The organism is Legionella qingyii, assembly GCF_003184185.1.
Genome location: NZ_QHJG01000020.1, coordinates 1 through 19,830 on the forward strand (window position 1 = coordinate 1; position 19,830 = coordinate 19,830).

Consider the following 19,830-nt stretch of genomic DNA (forward strand, 5'->3'; position numbering starts at 1 on the left):
GAAATGCACTTGAGGCAGTAGTTAAGCCAGAACGCAAACGTGAATTAAAACAACTAATAAGCGAAGTGAGACCAGGGGAAATTATGGCTCCAGATGCACGACTTGGTTGGCTCCATAGAGTTAAGAAACTGATACCGGATCTTCCTGTACCCGAATTAGATTCGAGTTTGAAATATCCGAAAAAATAAATGTTTCTAAAATACTAGGCTCTATTGACATTTCATTTAATCCCACCTACTCCCCGCGCTTTATGCGCGAGGAGTAGGCTAATCAAGCAATGCTCAACAGCCCCTAGAGATAATACATCCAAATTTGGTAAATTCTGAGTGATTTAGCTTATTTCCCCAGCTCAACAGAGATCAAAGAACTATTCAGACCCAAATATTAAATCTTTCGATAATCTATTTGACAATATCTAATACTAATTGTTAACATGATACAATTACCAATTTATTCCGCACTCTGTTTTATATATGAACAATGGCTTCCAACATCACTTAACTTTAAACAGCTCTGTAGGGTTGATGGGTGCTATTGTTTCTGTCGTTTCTGTGGTGGTCGTGGTCTTTCTCTCCTCACCCTAGAGTTGCGTTTTTGATTATTCGGCCTCTCTAGGGAAAGGCCAAATAATCAGGCGATACGACTTTAACTATTTTGAGGAGATCAACCTTGGAAACCGCACTAGATGCAAAAGCATCGCAAAAACAAAAAACAATCACCAGTCGCGCTATTTTTATCATTAGCTTATGTGCAGCATTTTTATTTTATAAGTACATTCTCCAAAACTTTCCAAGTGTAATGCCTCAACAGTTGATGGATACATTTCACCTCCAAGGTTTAGGTCTTGGGGTTTTATCAGGAGTGTACTTCTGGACCTATCTTATCGTACCTCTATTTGTAGGGATTATCCTCGACCATTACGGCACGAGATGGGTGACTACGGGAGCCATTTTTTGTTGTGCTTTTGGTATTTATATTTTTTCTCAGGCCCAGGAATTAAATACCGCTATTTTGGGGCGTTCTTTAACGGGTGTAGGTGTTTCCTTTGCGTCCATTGCTTATTTCAAATTGGCAGCAGTATGGTTTCCCAAAAAATATTATGCTTTACTGACCTCACTACTTGTTACTGCCGCCATGATCGGTGCAATTTTTGGACAAATGCCACTGGCATGGCTGGTTAGCCAAATAGGATGGAGAGCCAGTTTAGTTGATGTAGCCTGGATGGGAATAATCTTGGCTTTCTTGTTCTTATTTATTGTTAAAGATAAACCATCCGTTTCCATTGAAACATCACAATCAGATACTCAGCATGCAACTAAAAATCCACATTTATGGCAAGATATTTTATTAATTGTAAAAAACAAACAAAACTGGTTGTTAACTGGATATAGTGGTTTAGCATTTTCTCCCATCGTTATTTTTTGTGGTTTATGGGGAAATCCTTTTTTGCAAAAAGCATATCATTTAGATAAATTGGTTGCCCCCTCGCTCATTTCATTAGTATTTGTAGGATTAGCGATTGCATGTCCCTTATTTGCTTTATTTATTAATCGAATAAAAAATCGCTGCGCATTTATTTTTTACAGTACTTTGGTTTCTGCTTTATCGATTAGTTTGATAATCTTCGCTCATCCTATGCCAATTTGGCTACTGAGTGTATTGCTTTTTCTTTTCGGTTTTAGTTTAGGAGCATTTCCAATAGTATTTGTAATTGGAAAAGAATCAAATCCGTTATATCTGGCGGGTACAGTAAGTTCTTTAATCAATGCCAGTGATGCTTTTTTGGATGCAATTACTGAGCCAGCAATAGGTAAGCTGCTTGATACTTTTAGTAACGCAGGTACTTCTCATGATTTTTCACTATTTAGTTATCATATTGCATTAGCTATTTTACCTTTATATCAAATAATTGGTGCATTTTTGATGCGATGGGTGAAAGATGAACATCATACGGTTCATTAAGTATGCAATGAATCATTAAGTTTAATAAACTTAATGATTCATTTTTTAATTATATTGGTGAATGGCTATTGTTTAGACACTGTGTTCGAATTCATATTAAACTTGACCTAGACTAAAGCTAGTCTAAATTTCTCATGGTCATAATCAGATAATTCACTGGGTATGTGGCTTCAAATAATAAGTTCTTTTAGTTCATTTTGTATTAACGCATATTAATCTGCTTTACTTCAACCTCCTCTGTAGATTGATTAATAAACTTTTTGATCGCTAAATTAATGAATTAAAATCAGATGATTATTCAATACTCTCAACATGAACATAGACCCAAGCGAATACACCTGAAGCCAACTTCACCTTGACTCGTTTATAGTCTGCTACCTCATATGAATCTGCCTTTTCTAACTCTTCGGTACTCACATCAAATACCATGCCTTCAACATTATCTGCGGCCCTTCCAGTATACGTAATGATGGGATGCTCTTGCTCACCACTCATAGCAATTACACAGGGGTCTTTAATCTTTACTTTGGACATACCAAATCCTGGCAGACTATCTACGGCCCCCTGCAATTTTCGTCCAAAATTACTCATTTGCACTGCTTCATAGCGCAAAGTGCCATAAGAAAATAGTTTCTCAGTATTCATCGCTTTACCTATATAAATAATGCTCGATTATCTGGTTTTTATTAATAATGACAAGATAAATATACTTGACCCGTTTCATAGAAAGTTCCAGTTTTGATTGAATCCCTTTTTTACTTTTAATGAGATGTGATTTATTAAAGATAATTCGATTATCATTGTCCAGCTGCATTTATATTTGGTATTCGTTCATTTATAATCATCAAAGGTATCAATAAACTAACAGGCAAATTTTCAAACAAATAATATTGTCCAAATTGAGGCCCATTTTAAAACTTCAGAAAGAACAGAATTTAAGAAGAGACCAGCCCATCTAGTATTTAGTGATTTCTATTTTGATTCACACTGGAGCTAGCTACTACTTTGTTACGACCCATTTTTTTTGCCTGATACAGTGCTTCATCTGCTTTTGATATTAAATCATCGACTCTTTTACCATCATAAGGATAAAAAGCGATACCGATTGATATGGTAACAGAAATAGGTTCTTCCTTATTGATTTCAATTGTAAGTTTCTCGATCGACTCACGTAGTGCTTCCGCCTTTGTTTTGGCATGTTCCAAATTACTGGTTCGTAAATAAATCATAAATTCCTCACCGCCCCAACGACATACCAAGTCATCCTCTCGACATATTTGCCTTATTTTTGTAGCAAATTCAAAAAGAACCTGGTCGCCAATCAAGTGACCATAGGTATCATTTACTTTTTTAAAATAATCAATATCAATTAATAATAGAGCAAATGTGAACGGACAATCTTTCGATTTTAAAATTTCTTTTTGCAAGTATTCTTCAAAAAAACGTCGATTATAAATACCTGTTAAGCTATCTTGAGTAGATTGGGTTTTCAAGACATCATGAAGTTTAATATTGTAAAGACTCAGTGCAGACTGCTCGGAAATAATTTGTGCCAAAGCAATTAATCGTTGATTGTCTGTATTTACGCCAAACTCCACATAAAACAAACCTAACATTTCATTTTGGGCTAATAAAGGAAAGCAGGCATAGCTTTTAGGCTTTTTCCCAGCTTTTTTAATATGATTACACAATAACCCTTCAATTGTATCTGAAATATAATAGGATTGGTGTCGTAATAAAGACAAACAATCCTTAGAAGTAAAAAGAAATAAATTGGAAACGGGCTCACCCCAGCTTAAAACTCTACTAATCACGTTCAAATTATCTGATGAAATAAGATAAACAATTCCAGATGTACCAGATAGGATACGTTTACTGTAATTTTTTATTATCTCAATCGCATCGTCCATGGAAAGACTGGATTGCAATAAACTCATTAATTCTTTCAATAACTCCAGTTCTTTATTTTGCATTTCAAGACTTTTGACGAGATTTTCAAGCTCTATTTTAGATTCCTCGAGTTTTCGTTCATTTTGGATACGCTGATGGACATTAATTGCAAAATGACTTGCACCAATAAGATTACCATCTGAATCATGAATCGGATTATAATGTATTTCAAAGTCCAATCCGTCATATCGTTTGTCTTTAAATGACTCAATCACAGTAAATGCGGAACCTTTAATTGCTTTTTTCCAAAGCGACATCGATTTTGTTTGATTCTCGGCGCTCATTTTCTGTAAAAGTACACTGAAATTCATACCAATTTCTAAATCAATTTTGAAAATACGATAAATTTCACATTTATACATTGTATTAAAAGCAATAAAATTGTAGTTCAAATCAATTGCAGCAACTAAATCATTACTGCCCTCAATAATTCCTTGCAAGCGTTCACGAGCATTTGCTAATTCTACTTGTGCTCGCTTTAACTTTTCAGAGTTCGCTCTTATAACCTGGAGGGTATAAATCAAAAATCCAGAGAGTACAGCCATGATTACTCCGATTATTAAGATCATGGCAGGGAAAAAAGAGGTAATAACCTGTTCATAAAGTTCAATAGAAGGCCAAAGGCTTATTTTCCAAGTTTGACCATATGTAGGAAGAATAATAGTATGTTGCCAACTCGAATAAAATTTATTATCTCGAGCATTAGTATATAAAAGCCCTGAGGAGTCATAGATACTTAAATTATATCCTTGAATATCCATTTTCTTTAAAATTTCTTCTAAAAAAGTTTCTATATCAAGAATACCAACCATAAATCCTTGAAAATGATTGTCTTTATGCAATGGACTTAACAATAAGAATATCTTTTCTTGCCCGTCAAGTTCAAACTGAGAACTCATTTGCAGTTCATTTTTTTCCAAACTTTTTAATAATTCTTTACGTCGACTGATATCATTGTATAGATTATATCGTTTTATCTGTTCATTACCCTCCTCAGGGGTAATCCAGCGTACATTATATTTATTGTCTACCCATTCAATTGCGCGAAAACCTGGTTGATCATGAATATAGTGCATTACATCCGTATGCCATTCGCTTTCAGATGTTGTTTGATTACTTAGCCAGCGTTGAGCGATCCTGGAAAAATAGGACGTGAGCTCTTGCAAATGGGACTCAATCACATCTTCTACATTTTCAACTTTTAACTCTAATAACATATTTAATGAATTTTCTTGGTTTTTTTTAGTGAACTGCCATCCTAAAATAGTGATGTTTAAAATGACAAAAACGGTTATTAATGGAAGAGATATGCGAGAGTGTTTTATATTTTTTGAATTAATGTAAGAAATTATTCCCAGGCTTAAAAGGATTAGACCAACAGCAGTGGAAATTGAAATTTTCATCCATCGTCCAACACCAAAACGTGTTGTGAAATCAATAAAATGATCAGCCGCGGCGATAAATCCCAAACTTAAAATGAAGAATACACCGAATAAACTCAGCCAAAGCCAATTAGTGGAAAAATTAAATGAAACAATTAAAAAACAAAGGGCAGTAATTATAAAACTCAAAGCAACACCAGGTGCCGCAGAGCCTGGATATTGAGTAGGGTCCAATACAAAAATTTTAATGAAAAATACATCTATACCCAGATTAACATTTATAATGTGCTCATATAAAACAAGTCCAGAAGATAATAAAAGAAAACAACTAAGAATTCGGCTGGTTTGCAATAATTTTTTATTTAAACAAATTAAAGATAGCCCTGATAAAATAAAACCCAAGGCTGTACCTGGTCTCATGAAGATATATCCAGGGAGATTTACTGATAAATGAGGATTGAAATACCAAGCAAATAAATCCAAAAGCCCCATGAGGGAACAAACTCCCCCAATTAAGTACGTTACAGTCCTATAGTATACTTTTCCATCCATATTCTTTTCCTTAGCTATAAAAAATAGTATAAGCCAAAGAAAAACTTATAGATAGAATTAGATGCCTCTATCGATACAGAAACGTAATTTAAAGCAAGAACTTAAAGAGTAAGCTATTAGGAAGGACTCTCCTCTAAACTGTATTCATCTATAGCTAACAAAATTTTTTCTTCAAGAGACTTCGCTTTATTTAAAGGTTTATTCACTCCATTGATAATAATAGAAAAAATGAATGTTTTCTCATGTGGATTAATAATAAAACCTGACAATGAAGATATATCATGCATTGAACCAGTCTTGGCATAAACTTTTTTCTCAAGCATGGTTTTCTTCATTCTGTCCTTTAACGTTCCTGAAACACCGGATTGAGGTAGTGCTTTGAAGAAAATATCTTTCATCGCTTGATCATGATAGAGATCGCTAAGCAAGACTACCATTTGCTCTGGGGTCACTAAATTATAACGAGTTCCCTCACCATCAACGATATCCACCTGCGACATATCCAGATGAGTGTGTTCCGATAATATTTTTTTAATTGCATAAGCACCTTCTTTATGGGTTCCTTTTCCAGTTAGCGAATAACCAAGCTTTTTGGTAAGGCTGTTTGCATAGAGGTTGTCCGATTGTTGTAACATATGAGTAATCAGCTTACTCAGCGCTTTTGATTGATAACTCGCAATAAAATCCGTATCACCAGGAGATGTTCCGTTAATAATTTTACCTTTCAGCGCAATACTGTTTTTATTAAACGCTTTTTGGATCACTTGCTTTACTAATAACAAAGGATCAGGGATAGCAAGCTCTATTAATTTTGGATTTTTCTCCTGAATCATACATCCATATAAGCGAATGGTATTATTGGGTTTGATTTCAAGATTCAAACTGCAATGATCTTTCCCCTCTTCTTTACTTACTGTTACTACTTCATTAACAACCGTCAGTGCTTTAAGTAGTGTTTTCGGTTTAATTTCGGTGGGTTTACCTAGTTCTTTCGCACTGATGAGTTCATAAGGCACTTTATTTTCATTCAATATTGCTGCTGTATCTGGAGCAGCGTAATACCACCCTAAATCGTCATAAGAAGTTCCACTTGGATAATTTGGAGTTTGATATTGTGAACTGTCAATTATTATATTTCCTTTTATGGAGCTTATATTATTCTTTTTCAAGTTCATCATTAATGAAGTTAAATTATCTGCAGTAAACGAAGGTGACCCTGTAAATTGAACATAGTAATCTTGATTTTTGCGAGAAAGCGTTGTTATAAAACGATAATCGGGTTTTAATTGGTATAGGGCTGCTGCAGCGGTAAATAACTTCATGCCACTAGCTGGAGAAAGTAATTTATCCGCATTCCTGCTGTAAACTACCTGGCCAGTTTCCGCCTCTTTAATGAGAATACCAACGGTTGCATGTGGCAATTTTTGTGCAATAATCCCATCTATTTTCTCTGAAAGCGTTTGAGAATTTCCTATTTGATTGAAGAAAAAAGCGGCAAAGAAACATAAATAATTAGAATAGCGCACGGCATTTACCCTAATAAGATCCATGAAGTATAGCTTTACCGATTCAGAGCCGAAGTGCAACCCCTAATCCAAGTATTTTGGTCTACGCTTTTAAAAGTATATTTAGTTTGATATGGAAATATATGGATGCTGCGTTTTATCCAACCAATGAAGTAGTTTTAATAAATGAGGCTCATCCATAGGTTCCTACATGCATCAATTAGCATCGATTCATAACTTTTAGCATCTGTATCTCCTTTAACCCAAGTGTTATACCCACTATGAGATACATCATCTATAAATTTATCAGCAGGAGTTTTCCTATCCCCTGTCCAAGAAACTCCGCTGCCATAAAATAAACCTGGGAAAATAAAATAAAGTGCAATCATATCATTGAAGAGTCTTTATGTAAGAATTTCATTCTTTATTACAGCATTTGACTCTTCTACTATAGAAACAACATGCTTATGTCGTGTTGGACATAGCAATCTTTGAGATAAGTACAGAATCACGATACTTATGGGTAATAGACTCAAGAGATCAAAAGGAAACTTTAGAATACCTATGCCACCAAAAGCACCTAAATAGGAAACAACAAATATGGCAACCATGTAAGATAAGAACCAGTATAAAAGTGAACCATTATCCCAGGAGTTTCTGCGATGATAGATACAATAAATAAAAATACCAACGAGTAAAGCAATATCCAACTTCCATATGATCGAAAATCCGCACCAATAAAGCATTAAATTACAAAAATAAAATGCAATATGCGAACAAAACAGTGCTCCTGCGAGCCTAAAGGGTCTCGGTGATAATGGCTGTAATTTACGCATTGCCAAAAGGCATATTGGACCAATACTGTAAGAAAGAATACTTGCAGAAGAAAGAAAAGCGACTAACTTCTGCCATCCTGGAAATGGGAGAAATGAAAACATTCCAACTAATAAATTTGCATAAAGAGTCACATAGGGGATTTTATGACGATTTACCTTTAAAAAGATTTTGGGTAAATGATCATTTAATGCCATTCCATATACAATTCGTGAAGTTGCAGCTGTATAAACCAAGGTTGTTCCAAAGGGAGAAAAAGCAGCATCTATCATCAGCAAAGTGGCTACAACCCCTAAACCTAAAAGCAAAGTTAAGCCCACTAAAGGTCCGCTATCTCCTGGATAACTCAGAGCTTGCCAACCCTGTGTTAAATATTTTTGTGGCACTGCAGCGATAAAACTTAGTTCCAGCATGAAATACAAAATAAATCCAATCAGTACAGCACCTAAAATAGCAAGGGGTATATTTCGTTGTGGATTTTTTACCTCTCCTGCTAATACCAAGCCATTTTGAAATCCAGTAAAGGCAAAAGCAATACCTCCAGCTGAAAGTGCCGTAAAAATATTTACCCAACTTTCTTTATCTGACAAATTAATTTTGACGTTATCCAGCGTTGGTGCAACATGAAGCAAGGAAACGATTGCAATACTTGGTAATATAAATTTAATGATACTTGCATATTTATTACACTCAACAAGCAATTTAATTCCATAAGAGTTCAATATCACGACAAAGAGCATGATCACCATTGCTACAACATAGCCGTACCCAGAAAGTGTGAATGCTGTTGAATTTTTCACAATTAATATTGGAAAAAAATGACTTGAATACTGCAGAATTGCCTGTATTTCTATGGGAGTCATCACAACATAAGACAGCCATGATGTCCACGCAAATAAAAACCCAACTTCCTTCCCATGGGTAAAAGTAGGATAATTAGACATCCCTCCGGAGATCGGAAACATTGTACCAAGTTCACATAGCGGCAGAGCAATAAAGATCATAAAAACAGCAGCAATAATCCATGAAATTAATGAATTACTTCCCGCCATTTGGGCACTAATAAACGGGCTGAACAACCACCCGGATCCAATCATTCCGCCAGCAGAGGCAATGAGAATATTAGCCGTTGAAATATCCCGTTTTAACATAAAAACCTATGTGAAAGGTGATACTCCAATTTAGCCAGAAAGTAGTTCATTATACAAGTTTTAATAATTCGATATATTACAAATACTTCTTAAAAATATTTTACTATCAGCTAATTACGTTTAGATATTCTCTCTGATTAGGTAGCGATTGCACTATACGTTCCTAGTGATAAATAAACTAGGCTCTGTTGATAATTACTTTATTCGCCTATCTCCCCAGTTAATGCGCGGAATCCAATAGAGGCCGTATTAATAGGTACATTTTAGTATGTCTCTGTATAGAGCCCCGCATAAAGCGGGCGAAATAGGCGGAATTAAATGAAATGTCAACAGTTCTAGTAATGTTTTCGCTCTATTGCTTCAATTTCCTTAATGATTTGCTTATCGTCTTCATCAGTTTTGGTATTAAACCAAGAGTCCAAGATTTCTTTTGCTAAATCCTGGGTTAGAAGCCGATTGGATAGTGCCAAGACATTAGCTCTGTTCCATATTCTTGCACCTTTTGCTGTTTGGGCATCGGTGCATAACGCCGCTCTGATACCCGGAATTTTATTCGCTACAATAGAAATGCCTGTACCTGTCCAACAAAAGAAAATACCCTCATCACATTCACCATGACGAATCGCTTCAGCAGCAATTTGAGCAGTTTGAATCCACGATTCATTTTGACGTGATTTGATTGCACCAAATGGGATAACCTGATGCCCTAAACGCTCAAGTTCTCGCACAACGAACTCATTGACTGGATAGAGCTCATCACTGCATACTGCTATTTTCATCGACTAACTACTCCTTTGATATCAAATATTGGAGATTAAATTTATTTACAGATTTTCAATTCCATTAAAATCAATATCATACGTTGAAGCAGGATAAAATCCCTTCCGCACTCTGATAGCTCTACAAAGTACATTAAGCATCATCAGCATACTCTTCAGCTTAAACAATGGATAAGCTTTATGTTTCAATATGTCATGTGCTCTTCGATAATCTTTAATGAATTGACGTGGATTTTTCAGTATATATTTCAAACAATGGAGCATCATTCCCTGCCCCAACATGAAAGGCTGCATATGTTGCATATTAGGTATATCATACTGTCTTTGGCCACTCAAAATGGTATGCCAATCAATCTTATCAGTAAGCAGATGAAGTCCACTGGTTACCCGCGGATTACACTCTAAAACATATGCCTTGTCGTTCATCAAAATAAAATCAAAGGCAATTTGGCCACTGAATTGAAACCGTTTGCAAAATACCTTAATAAACTCAGTTATCGGTTTAATTTCTGCGGGTTCAAAGTATATTCCTGTAGAGCGGCCAGCTTGATATTTAGAGTGATAGCACGATTGAATTAATACCTCACCCTTATGAGCAATAGTATAAGTGCTGTATTCTTTTCCTTGAATAAAGTGTTGAGCAATATAAGGCTCATTAATTGTAAGATTTGCTATGACTTTTGGTGACGGTTTAATAAGTGTACGCGAGCCAAAACGAGAGAATACCGGCTTTAGTACCAATCCTATATCCTTGGGGAGATGCTCCTTGTCTTTATCTGTATTAATTAACCAGCTTTGGGGTGCTGTTAAACCATATTCACTAACGAGGTGGTTAAATGCGTATTTATCGTGCAATTGATTCAGTCGTTCAAAAGATTCACAAAATATCTTGGTATGCTTTGATAATTCTTCATAGCCTTGGCTTATATGAAAAATCTCCTCACATGTAGGAATAATCAGATCTATTTTATGTTGAATTACTATTTCTTTAATTGCCTTTAAAAAAGCTGTCAGGTCTTGGTTCGGCTTAGGAATAACAAAATGCTTCTTTACTCCTTTAACAAATCGCGCGAGCGGATAAAGCATGCTCTCGGCACCATAAACCTCATATCCCTGATTAATGAGGCTGCGCATAATATCCATAGTAGCCGGCGCCCTACCTCCAGTAACTAAAATCTTCATTTACATCACTTCCTTTAAACCAATTAATCTACCTTGCAAATCCAGCATTTAATATAAAAGATAAAGATATTTTGCCTCAGTTCTCCTTAGTACGATAATATTCTTTTAAATAATTTTTGACAGATGTTTATAAAAATTATACGGCGTTGCACGAACTAATAACCGCTCTAATTCATTAGAAAAAACAATATGATGCTGCGGAGAAATCATTTTGGTAATCAGTTCATTAATCATGTAAGCCATTTGCATGGAATCTCCACCCATGTCGCCAAAAGTAGCATGATTATCAATAACTTCAAGAGGTAACGATAATACGTTAGCAAATAATTGGCGAATTTGCGCTAATAAATCATCATGACCGTCTATGTTTTTATCAATCAATTCAGAAGCAGGGTCTGGTAGTTTTTTGTAATCAACTTTTCCATTAATTGTTAAAGGCAACTCAGTCAAATAAATAAAATATTTCGGTATCATATAAGAAGGAAGAACTGCAGATAACTCACCACGCAAATTGATTTCTTGCCCTTTTGACTCTGATACTACATATGCAGCTAACTCATTATGTTCTTCATCCAAAAAATACTTCTGTTTTATGAGCGTTACTACGGCTTGTGAGATACCCTCAATTGCTAATAAAACATTTTCAATTTCAGCCAATTCAATGCGATGACCACGAATTTTTGTTTGTTGATCTTTTCTCCTCAGGTAAACAAGCAAACCATCTTCTCGATGTTTCGCTAAATCACCACTTTGATACATACGTTCTCCTGGAAAAAAAGGATCATCCATAAAATATTTACTTGTTAACTGAGGTTCGTTTAAATAACCAACTCCAACATTACAACCAGCAATATAAATTTCTCCCTCTTCTGCGAGTCTGACTGGTTTAAGTTCGCTGTTCAAACAATAGATGCGTGTATTTGCTGCGGGAATACCAATGGGGACACTGCCGTGAAGATCCTTTGTTACATCAAATTGATGAACCATACAGCCAACAGTAGTTTCAGTCGGCCCGTATTCATTAAATATTCGAACGGCAGGTATCTTTTCAACAATTGATTGAGCTAATTTACAAGGCAAATCTTCGCCGCCAACTACCAACGTTAATTGATGCCCCAAGCTCATAGGTAAAAGGCTTATCATTCGCAAATGGGATGGAGTTAGCTTTAAAAAGTTAATCGTTTGCTTTGTAAGTATGTCTTTTAATGTTACCGTGTTAATGGGCTCAGGGATTAACATCAAACTACCGCCTGACAGTAATGGTAAAAAAAGTGACGTCACTGTTAAATCGAAGGCAATGCTTGTAAATAATGCCGTATGATAAGGTTGATTATTATTCCGATATGTCTTAAATGCCCAAGACAAATAATTCAATAATTGACCATGATTAATCATGACGCCCTTAGGCGTGCCCGTGGAACCTGATGTGTAAATAATATAAGCCAACTGAGTTAGCGAGTTTCCATTGCTTCTCGGCGTTTTGGAGCTAATAATTTGTAATGGAATATGAGTACTTAATCCTGGATAATGCTGTTTTAATAAAGCAAACTCTTCATGAATCACTAATGCAGGTTGGGCATCTTCCAATAACGCTAAAACCCAAGCGATGGGTGATTTTATATCAATTGGAATATAAGCTGCACCTAAATACCAGCAAGCGAGCATAGAACAAATCATATCTTCATTTCTTGGTAAATAAATAGCAACTTTATCCCCACATCCTACACCTATATCGGAAAAGAAACTGGCAATTTCCAAAACACGATGACTCAATTGTTTGTAAGTTATAGTTTGTGCTTTTGAAATCAAAGCATGCTTATGAGAATGTTCTATTGAGCTCTCCAATATTTTTGTAAAAATTGTTTTTTCTTGAGGAAATTCAACCAAGGTATTGTTATATACAGGCCACAGTGTATCGCAATAAGGTAAATTGTTATCTGGAACAAGCTCAGGCTCGCCAACCAATTTTTTAAATTGATTGGCCAAATGGGTACATGTTTCAAGTGTGGCATGCGCGTTTGAGACAGAGAAGCAAATGGTTGTTGCACTGTTATGTTCCGTCACAATAAGAACAATAGGCGCAATAGGAACATTAATTGGCAAAAAAAATCCATCGATGGCTTTACAGTCCTGTTCCAAATTAAGATCTGATAAATCAATCGATAGTTTCGATACAATTCCAGACATCATGTACTGATTTTTTTTATTTTGATAGTAAATTAAAGCGTTAAGCAGGACTTTTAACAAGGACAAAGGCAAATGATGTAAATAAGCATCATACGTTCCAATATGCAGTTCATTTTGACAACTAAGTTGCTTGACTATATCACAATAAATGGTCGACCAGTCCCCTCCCTTTTTTGCCTCAATAAAAATAGGATTTGAAAAATTTGCTGTAGTATTTGCTTCAACATGATGACGCAAATCTACTGGAATCATAAAGCGAGCCTTTTCAGCACCTAGCTCAGCACTGTTCTCTAATAATATTTGACAAATCTTCGCGATTATCGCATTAACTTTTCCAGAAAGCGTTACTTTATGCCATAAATAATGAGTGTGAGCAGAGCCGTTGTTACCTGTTGGTGCAATGCAATTCAATGGAAAATTCGGACGATATTCAATTTTCCTTTTTTGCATAAGAAATTCATAGTCCGTCATTGTCAGATCTGTACCAATCAATGGCTTTTTTCTCCACGCTCGAAAAATCTCCTTCACCCAATGGTATAAACCCATACCATCCATTACTCCATGAAAGGCACGGAACACCAAAAAATGTCGTTTTCCTTTGATATAGATAATTTGTGTCGCAGAATGTGACGGTTCAAACTTATGTCCATGGAACAATGATAGACCTTGGATATTGTTCCCATCCCATTCCATCTTTATAACTTGAGAAGCCTCGGAATCTATTGATTTCTCTGGGTCGTTATACCAAATTGAATTGATATATCTTAATTTTGCTCGCATATGAACATATGGATTGGCTGAGCTCGCCTGAACAATTGCCTTATTCAGAGATGACACATCCACTTGCGAGTTCATCTCAAGTACCAACTGCAGTGAAAAAGAGTGGTTCATTGCATCGCCAACAAGATACAGTTTTTCACTGGGTGTAATTGGACGTTGAACTTTTTTTGTGTATTGATGTAATGACATAAATCAACAATAGAGATGCGAGCTATTTTTGAATAAACCCAAATCTGAGAGGTTAACAATTTTACATTAAAAGCGATATTAATACCAACTAATCGTTCTATTACATTACGTAGAACTTTAATATAAATATGCGATATATTGCCCAGGAGTTGCTGTTTTATTGAACACCTGGGCTGTAGGTTTATAGGTACTAAATATTTATGATGATTTTCTGCGCTGCATAATTTGCGAAAAAAATTCAGGTTTGTTTAATCCCATAGATGCAAAAATCTGAGGTACTTTATCCCAAGAACCCTCTTCCTCAATACTTGCAACAATTAACTCAAACCCAGTTTTTTTATCAGCGTCCAATCCCCAGCCATTAATAAAACTGAGTCCTCTTAGACGTTTTGCTGCAATATGGCCTAGAGCTATTGCTGCCAATAAATAAGCATGTGCCTCTTCAAAGAGCTGATTGCATTTTTTTAGATTCGATTCGCTTTTGAAAACCCCTTCTTTTTCCAAATTTTGCCTGAACTTGGCTTCCTCAAGAACCATTTGTCCTAATTGATAATTAGCTTCTGCATCATCAAGCATTGCGGCTGCTCTATAACATTCCATGTACATTAAATATGCATAAGGAAATTTTTTATTTCGTTTCAATTTATTGTAAATAGCCGCCAATTCAAAATAGTATGCAATTTCCTTTTTAAGCATTTCATCTCCGGGTTGATTATTTACCCGGTTCGCCTGCATTGCTTTTATTTTCTTGGTAATTCTTTTAATCTTCCAACGTTTTAAATAGGCCATAAACTCTCCTGCCATTTACTATGATGTTATCTGGATCAAATATTGTAATAAAAAAATCGCTATTACAATCAAGATCATCAAACCAAGAATCTTTAGTCCAAAACCAGCGGATTCTTTTATTTCCTTCCCAATTTGTTTACTAGGAGGACTTTCTTGCTCTTCTTTAATGTTTAATTCTGACTTATAAAGATTATTATCAATATGATTAGATACAAAATAAGAAATCAATCCAGTAATTAGGCTAGGTACAAAAAATATTAACCAAACAATAAACTTGCTAGACCCAACACTATAGTTATAATCATCTTGCAAAGAACTCAAAAGTGTCATAATAACTTCAGGAACATTATAGTTTAGTCCCCAAGCAAGAAAGGGTAATATATATAAACTAAAGAAAAATAATCCCAAGCAAAAAACTAAGCAAATCATGCCTAAGATATAGAGCTTGCTGTTGCTACTAAATCGATCTTGTTCCATATCACCCCTAAAATAGCCTTTTCCTTAATTTAAGATAGCAGATGGATTTAAATAAGTACACTTGCTGGTGATATTAACCAATTCATTTTAAAATAGAATATACATAATATTTTAATTATAGGGCATTACATGAAGCGTTATGTTTTTATGATTTCCGATGGCACAGGAATTACTGCTGAAACTTTAGGCCATAGCTTAATTACCCAATTTGAACATACTAAATTTGAGCGACTCACTATTCCCTATGTTGATTCTTTAAAAAAAGCGGAACATGCTGTTGCGCAGATTAATCAAGCCTTTGAGGAACAAGGCATCAAACCTCTTGTGTTTACGACTTTGATCGATCCAGAAGTCAGAAATTATTTTAAAAAAGCAAATGCTCGCGTATTTGACTTGTTTAATACTTTTATTGGCCCCATGGAAGAGGAGCTTAATGAAAAATCTTCTTATACAGTCGGAAAAACTCATGGTGTTGTTAACAGTAAGCTCTATTTGCATCGACTCGAAGCAATCGATTTTGCATTATCGCATGATGATGGCGTAAAAACTCGGGGCTACGACAAGGCAGATATTATTCTTATTGGTGTTTCGCGTTGTGGGAAAACACCTAGTTGCTTGTACATGGCACTTCAATATGGAATTTTGGCTGCAAATTACCCTTTTACTGAAGAAGATATTATTGGTTTTAAATTACCTGAGGTACTAAAGCCTTATAAAAATAAACTGTTCGGATTGACCATTGATCCACAGCGTTTACAACAAATCAGGGCAGAACGCAGACCTAACAGTAAATATGCTTCCCCAGAACAATGTCGCTTGGAAGTAAAGGAAGTGGAAGCCATGTATCAAAAGGAAAAGATTTCGTATATTAATTCGACAAAATATTCTATTGAGGAAATATCAACCAAAATCCTTGCAGCATCAGGGTTACAACGTAAAATATGAGTAGGTTGCGTTTCCTCATCCATATTTTAATGCATCCTGGGTAGAGCGCACGCAAAACCCAGGAAATTGAACAACAACCGCACGAGGTGAGAAGTTAATCGGAAGAACCAGGAAAATCTGCATTACAATCATATCGACTATCATTAGCTAAAAAGGTCTTACAACTCTGATTGATAGTATATTTTACTGTTGTCGCATCTGATACAGCAGTATTTTTCCTGGAGTACATTTGCCAAATAATAACACCTCCACTATCTCTCTGTTGTCCAAGAATTTTATCGACCAATTGATTAGTCAGCTGCAATTGCCCATTAATATTTTTAGGATAGGCGGGTTGATTTACTTGAAAACCAAATTGTATTTTGGCATTAATATGATATTTGGCTGGTAAAAAAGTTACTTTTCCGATGCTATCAATTGTTAAACTGGGTTTACTGATGCGCTCTGCTTTAAGCCAATTGGTATAATCTTTCATGTACGCACTTACTTGACCAGGCAAATCTAAAGGCCCATTAGCATATGGCGCACACACAACCGGATTATCCCCACATAGATCATAGGTCATCAATCCCATGCTATCAAAGCGTGAAACGATTGCCTCATCCTTATTTGTAAGCTCATACCATAATCCCTTCAAGTTTCCTTTCCACCAAAGACCTCCCTTTGTATCGATGTCCGGATATTTGTCTCCAGATACGAAACCGGTAATTGGACGAGCCCCTACGGGTGGTGATGCTGTAGTAAATTTAAGATATTTTGCATTGGGATTATTCATTATGGCATGCAAAATTGCATCGACTTTATCAATTGTTTTAGGCATCACGTAAGATGATCCAGAATTTATTCCATACTTTATGAGATTTTTATAAGTTGGACCTCCAGCATTAAGTATGCTTTGGGCAATATCAGTTGACCATTCACCACTTGTACTAGGTCCCCAAGCAACTGCATATTGGTCTGCATGCCAAACTTCCTCATAGTCAAAATCAATACCATCCACACCTAAGTCATTTGCCAGTTTTACTAAATTTTCATAGGATGTTTTTGCCTTTACAGCCTGATCGGGGTCTGTTGGGTCAGGAAACCAATCATAGAGCACTTGATTTTTAGCTGAAGGTGCTGGGCCACAAGCCTCTTGTGCTTCATTGAAGTTACAACTGTAATTCCAACCACCTACTGCCAGAAATGTTTGAATCTTTTTCTCTTCAGATAATTTGATTGCAGATTTTAGTGCATTAAAAGCCTGAGCACCTTTGCCATCATGATCCGTAAAGTAACCTAATATGCCTGTTGCTGCTAAATTACCCTGCTGATAATCGATCAAGGTCGGCTTAACAAATGAAAAGATTACCCGGTTGAAATTAGGTTTTTTTAGTTTAAGCAAATCGTTAACGTAGCGCTGAAGCTGCTCAGGAGTATCAAGAAGCAAATAGACAGAGACGACTTTTTCATTAGGTACAACATCAGCATGTACAGCAGAAATGGAACAATCAAACATCAATATGGCTGATAACACAGAGAGACATGTCTTTTGTAATTTCATTACTTCTCCCAGGTTACTTAGTAGATACCTGATTAAATTATATACATATAACCGGGATACGCAAATGTGCTACTTATTGATTCATGGTAAATTGAATTAACGTTATGGAACTCTAGATATTAATAATCTAATGTTCCATAACGTTGAATTGAGGCCATAGAAAAGAATTATGATACAACCCATAACTGCATAAAATCATCCACTTTCATTGCCGCAAGTTCATTTGTATCACTCATTGCTTGCATAATTCGTTCAACACGATCTGCATGAAATTGGGTGCTTATGTTCTTTTTAAATTTGGATAATAAAACAGGAATTCCTTCCTCGCGTCTGCGTTTATGGCCAATTGGATATTCCACAGTAATCAAATCACTTTCGGTACCATCTTTAAATATGATTTTGATACTGTTTGCAATCGAACGTTTTTCCGGATCGTGGTACTCACGAGAAAAACGTTCATTTTCAGTAACATGCATTTTTTCACGTAATGCATCTATCCTGGGATCTGCGGCGATGTCATTTTCATAATGTTCTGCCTTTAAATCACCAAATAATAAACCGATAGCAACCATATACTGTAAACAATGATCTCTATCAGCTGGATTGTGCAAAGCACCTTGTTTACTGATAATTCGAATTGCAGATTCATGGGTTACTAAATCAATTCGAGCAATATCATCAAAACGATGTTTCACAATGGGATGCAGCATTACAGCACACTCAACAGCAGTCTGTGCATGAAATTCAGCAGGATAAGATAACTTAAATAAAACATTTTCCATAACATAACTGCCATAAGGACGTTGAAACTTAAATATTTTTTTGTCAAAAAGCACATCATAGAATCCCCAGGTAGGAACGCTTAATGCACTTGGATAACCCATTTCTCCGGCTTTAGCAATTAATGCTAACCGTACTGCTCTTGACGTAGCATCCCCTGCCGCCCATGATTTTCTTGAACCAGCATTGGGAGCATGTCTATAAGTTCTGAGGCTTTGGCCATCGACAAAAACTTGAGATAAAGTTCTTAACATCATATCTCTATCTGCACCAAAGAGCTGAGCAGCAACAGCAGCACTAGCAACTTTAACTAAAAAGACATGATCCAGACCAACTCGGTTGAAACTGTTTTCCAAAGCCAAACAGCCTTGAATTTCATGCGCCTTAATCATGGCAGTAAGCACATCCTGCATTAAAATTGGTGCTTTACCCGTAGTACAATTTTGCCGGCACATATAATCTGCTACTGCAAGAATAGCACCTAAATTGTCAGAAGGATGCCCCCACTCTGCAGCAAGCCATGTGTCATTAAAATCCAGCCAGCGTATCATAGCACCGATATTGAATGCAGCCTGAATAGGGTCTAGCTCATATCCTGTACCAGGTACACGTGCTCCTCCAACAAGAGTAGCACCGGGAACAACTGGGCCCAAAAGTTTGGTACATTCAGGAAAATTTAACGCCAAAATACCACATCCCAACGTATCCATGAGACATAAACGTGCTGTCTCATAAGCCAAAGCGCTATCAATTTTCTTGTTTAGCACATAATCCGCAATATCAATCATAACCTGATCGTAATCAGGCTTAATGTTATCTTCTACATAACTGTGCATAATAACC

Annotated in this window: 15 protein-coding genes; 3 read left to right on the plus strand and 12 right to left on the minus strand. The window is 35.9% G+C overall.

What is annotated here, in order from left to right:
* A partial coding sequence (locus DGG96_RS20870; RefSeq protein ID WP_165831609.1) for a hypothetical protein occupies positions 1-188 on the plus strand: 188 nt, incomplete at its 5' end.
* Between the two features lie 481 nt (positions 189-669).
* Positions 670-1,962, plus strand: coding sequence for an MFS transporter (locus tag DGG96_RS12375; protein ID WP_110142975.1), 1,293 nt, complete (start codon positions 670-672; stop codon positions 1,960-1,962).
* A 294-nt stretch (positions 1,963-2,256) separates the two neighbouring features.
* On the opposite strand, the gene DGG96_RS12380 is transcribed toward DGG96_RS12375, so the two are convergent.
* The 10 genes from DGG96_RS12380 to DGG96_RS12425 all read right to left on the minus strand — a co-directional run bounded on the left by DGG96_RS12380 (position 2,257) and on the right by DGG96_RS12425 (position 15,719).
* Positions 2,257-2,607: a gamma-glutamylcyclotransferase family protein gene (locus DGG96_RS12380; protein WP_110142976.1), complete on the minus strand. Its 351-nt coding sequence runs from the start codon at positions 2,605-2,607 to the stop codon at positions 2,257-2,259.
* A 317-nt stretch (positions 2,608-2,924) separates the two neighbouring features.
* Entirely contained in the window at positions 2,925-5,846 is a 2,922-nt protein-coding gene (locus DGG96_RS12385; RefSeq protein ID WP_110142977.1) for a sensor domain-containing diguanylate cyclase, read from the minus strand.
* 116 nt (positions 5,847-5,962) lie between these two features.
* Positions 5,963-7,396, minus strand: a complete 1,434-nt coding sequence (gene dacB, locus DGG96_RS12390) for a D-alanyl-D-alanine carboxypeptidase/D-alanyl-D-alanine endopeptidase (protein WP_240610452.1) — start codon at positions 7,394-7,396, stop codon at positions 5,963-5,965.
* A gap of 134 nt (positions 7,397-7,530) precedes the next feature.
* Positions 7,531-7,740, minus strand: a complete 210-nt coding sequence (locus DGG96_RS12395) for a hypothetical protein (protein ID WP_110142978.1) — start codon at positions 7,738-7,740, stop codon at positions 7,531-7,533.
* Between the two features lie 15 nt (positions 7,741-7,755).
* A complete protein-coding gene (locus DGG96_RS12400) occupies positions 7,756-9,336 on the minus strand; it encodes an APC family permease (protein ID WP_110142979.1) in 1,581 nt (526 codons plus the stop codon).
* Between the two features lie 335 nt (positions 9,337-9,671).
* Complete coding sequence (locus DGG96_RS12405; RefSeq protein WP_110142980.1) at positions 9,672-10,115, minus strand: RpiB/LacA/LacB family sugar-phosphate isomerase; 444 nt, start codon at positions 10,113-10,115, stop codon at positions 9,672-9,674.
* Positions 10,116-10,160: 45 nt separating this feature from the next.
* On the minus strand, positions 10,161-11,297 hold the full coding sequence (locus DGG96_RS12410) for an ATP-grasp domain-containing protein (protein ID WP_110142981.1): 1,137 nt from the start codon (positions 11,295-11,297) through the stop codon (positions 10,161-10,163).
* A gap of 105 nt (positions 11,298-11,402) precedes the next feature.
* A complete protein-coding gene (locus tag DGG96_RS12415; protein ID WP_110142982.1) occupies positions 11,403-14,453 on the minus strand; it encodes an amino acid adenylation domain-containing protein in 3,051 nt (1,016 codons plus the stop codon).
* A gap of 198 nt (positions 14,454-14,651) precedes the next feature.
* A complete protein-coding gene (locus DGG96_RS12420; RefSeq protein WP_110142983.1) occupies positions 14,652-15,242 on the minus strand; it encodes an SEL1-like repeat protein in 591 nt (196 codons plus the stop codon).
* An 18-nt stretch (positions 15,243-15,260) separates the two neighbouring features.
* Positions 15,261-15,719, minus strand: coding sequence for a hypothetical protein (locus DGG96_RS12425; RefSeq protein ID WP_110142984.1), 459 nt, complete (start codon positions 15,717-15,719; stop codon positions 15,261-15,263).
* Positions 15,720-15,848: 129 nt separating this feature from the next.
* Between DGG96_RS12425 and ppsR the strand changes: the two genes are divergently transcribed.
* Positions 15,849-16,664 (plus strand): posphoenolpyruvate synthetase regulatory kinase/phosphorylase PpsR, encoded by an 816-nt coding sequence (gene ppsR / locus DGG96_RS12430; protein ID WP_110142985.1) that lies wholly within the window; start codon positions 15,849-15,851, stop codon positions 16,662-16,664.
* Between the two features lie 94 nt (positions 16,665-16,758).
* On the opposite strand, the gene DGG96_RS12435 is transcribed toward ppsR, so the two are convergent.
* Together DGG96_RS12435 and DGG96_RS12440 are read right to left on the minus strand one after the other, a co-directional pair.
* Positions 16,759-18,207, minus strand: a complete 1,449-nt coding sequence (locus DGG96_RS12435; RefSeq protein WP_110142986.1) for a glycoside hydrolase family 18 protein — start codon at positions 18,205-18,207, stop codon at positions 16,759-16,761.
* A gap of 167 nt (positions 18,208-18,374) precedes the next feature.
* Positions 18,375-19,823 carry a bifunctional 2-methylcitrate dehydratase/aconitate hydratase gene (locus DGG96_RS12440; protein WP_110142987.1) on the minus strand — a complete coding sequence of 483 codons (1,449 nt, stop codon included), beginning with the start codon at positions 19,821-19,823 and terminating at the stop codon, positions 18,375-18,377.
* Positions 19,824-19,830: the final 7 nt, after the last annotated feature.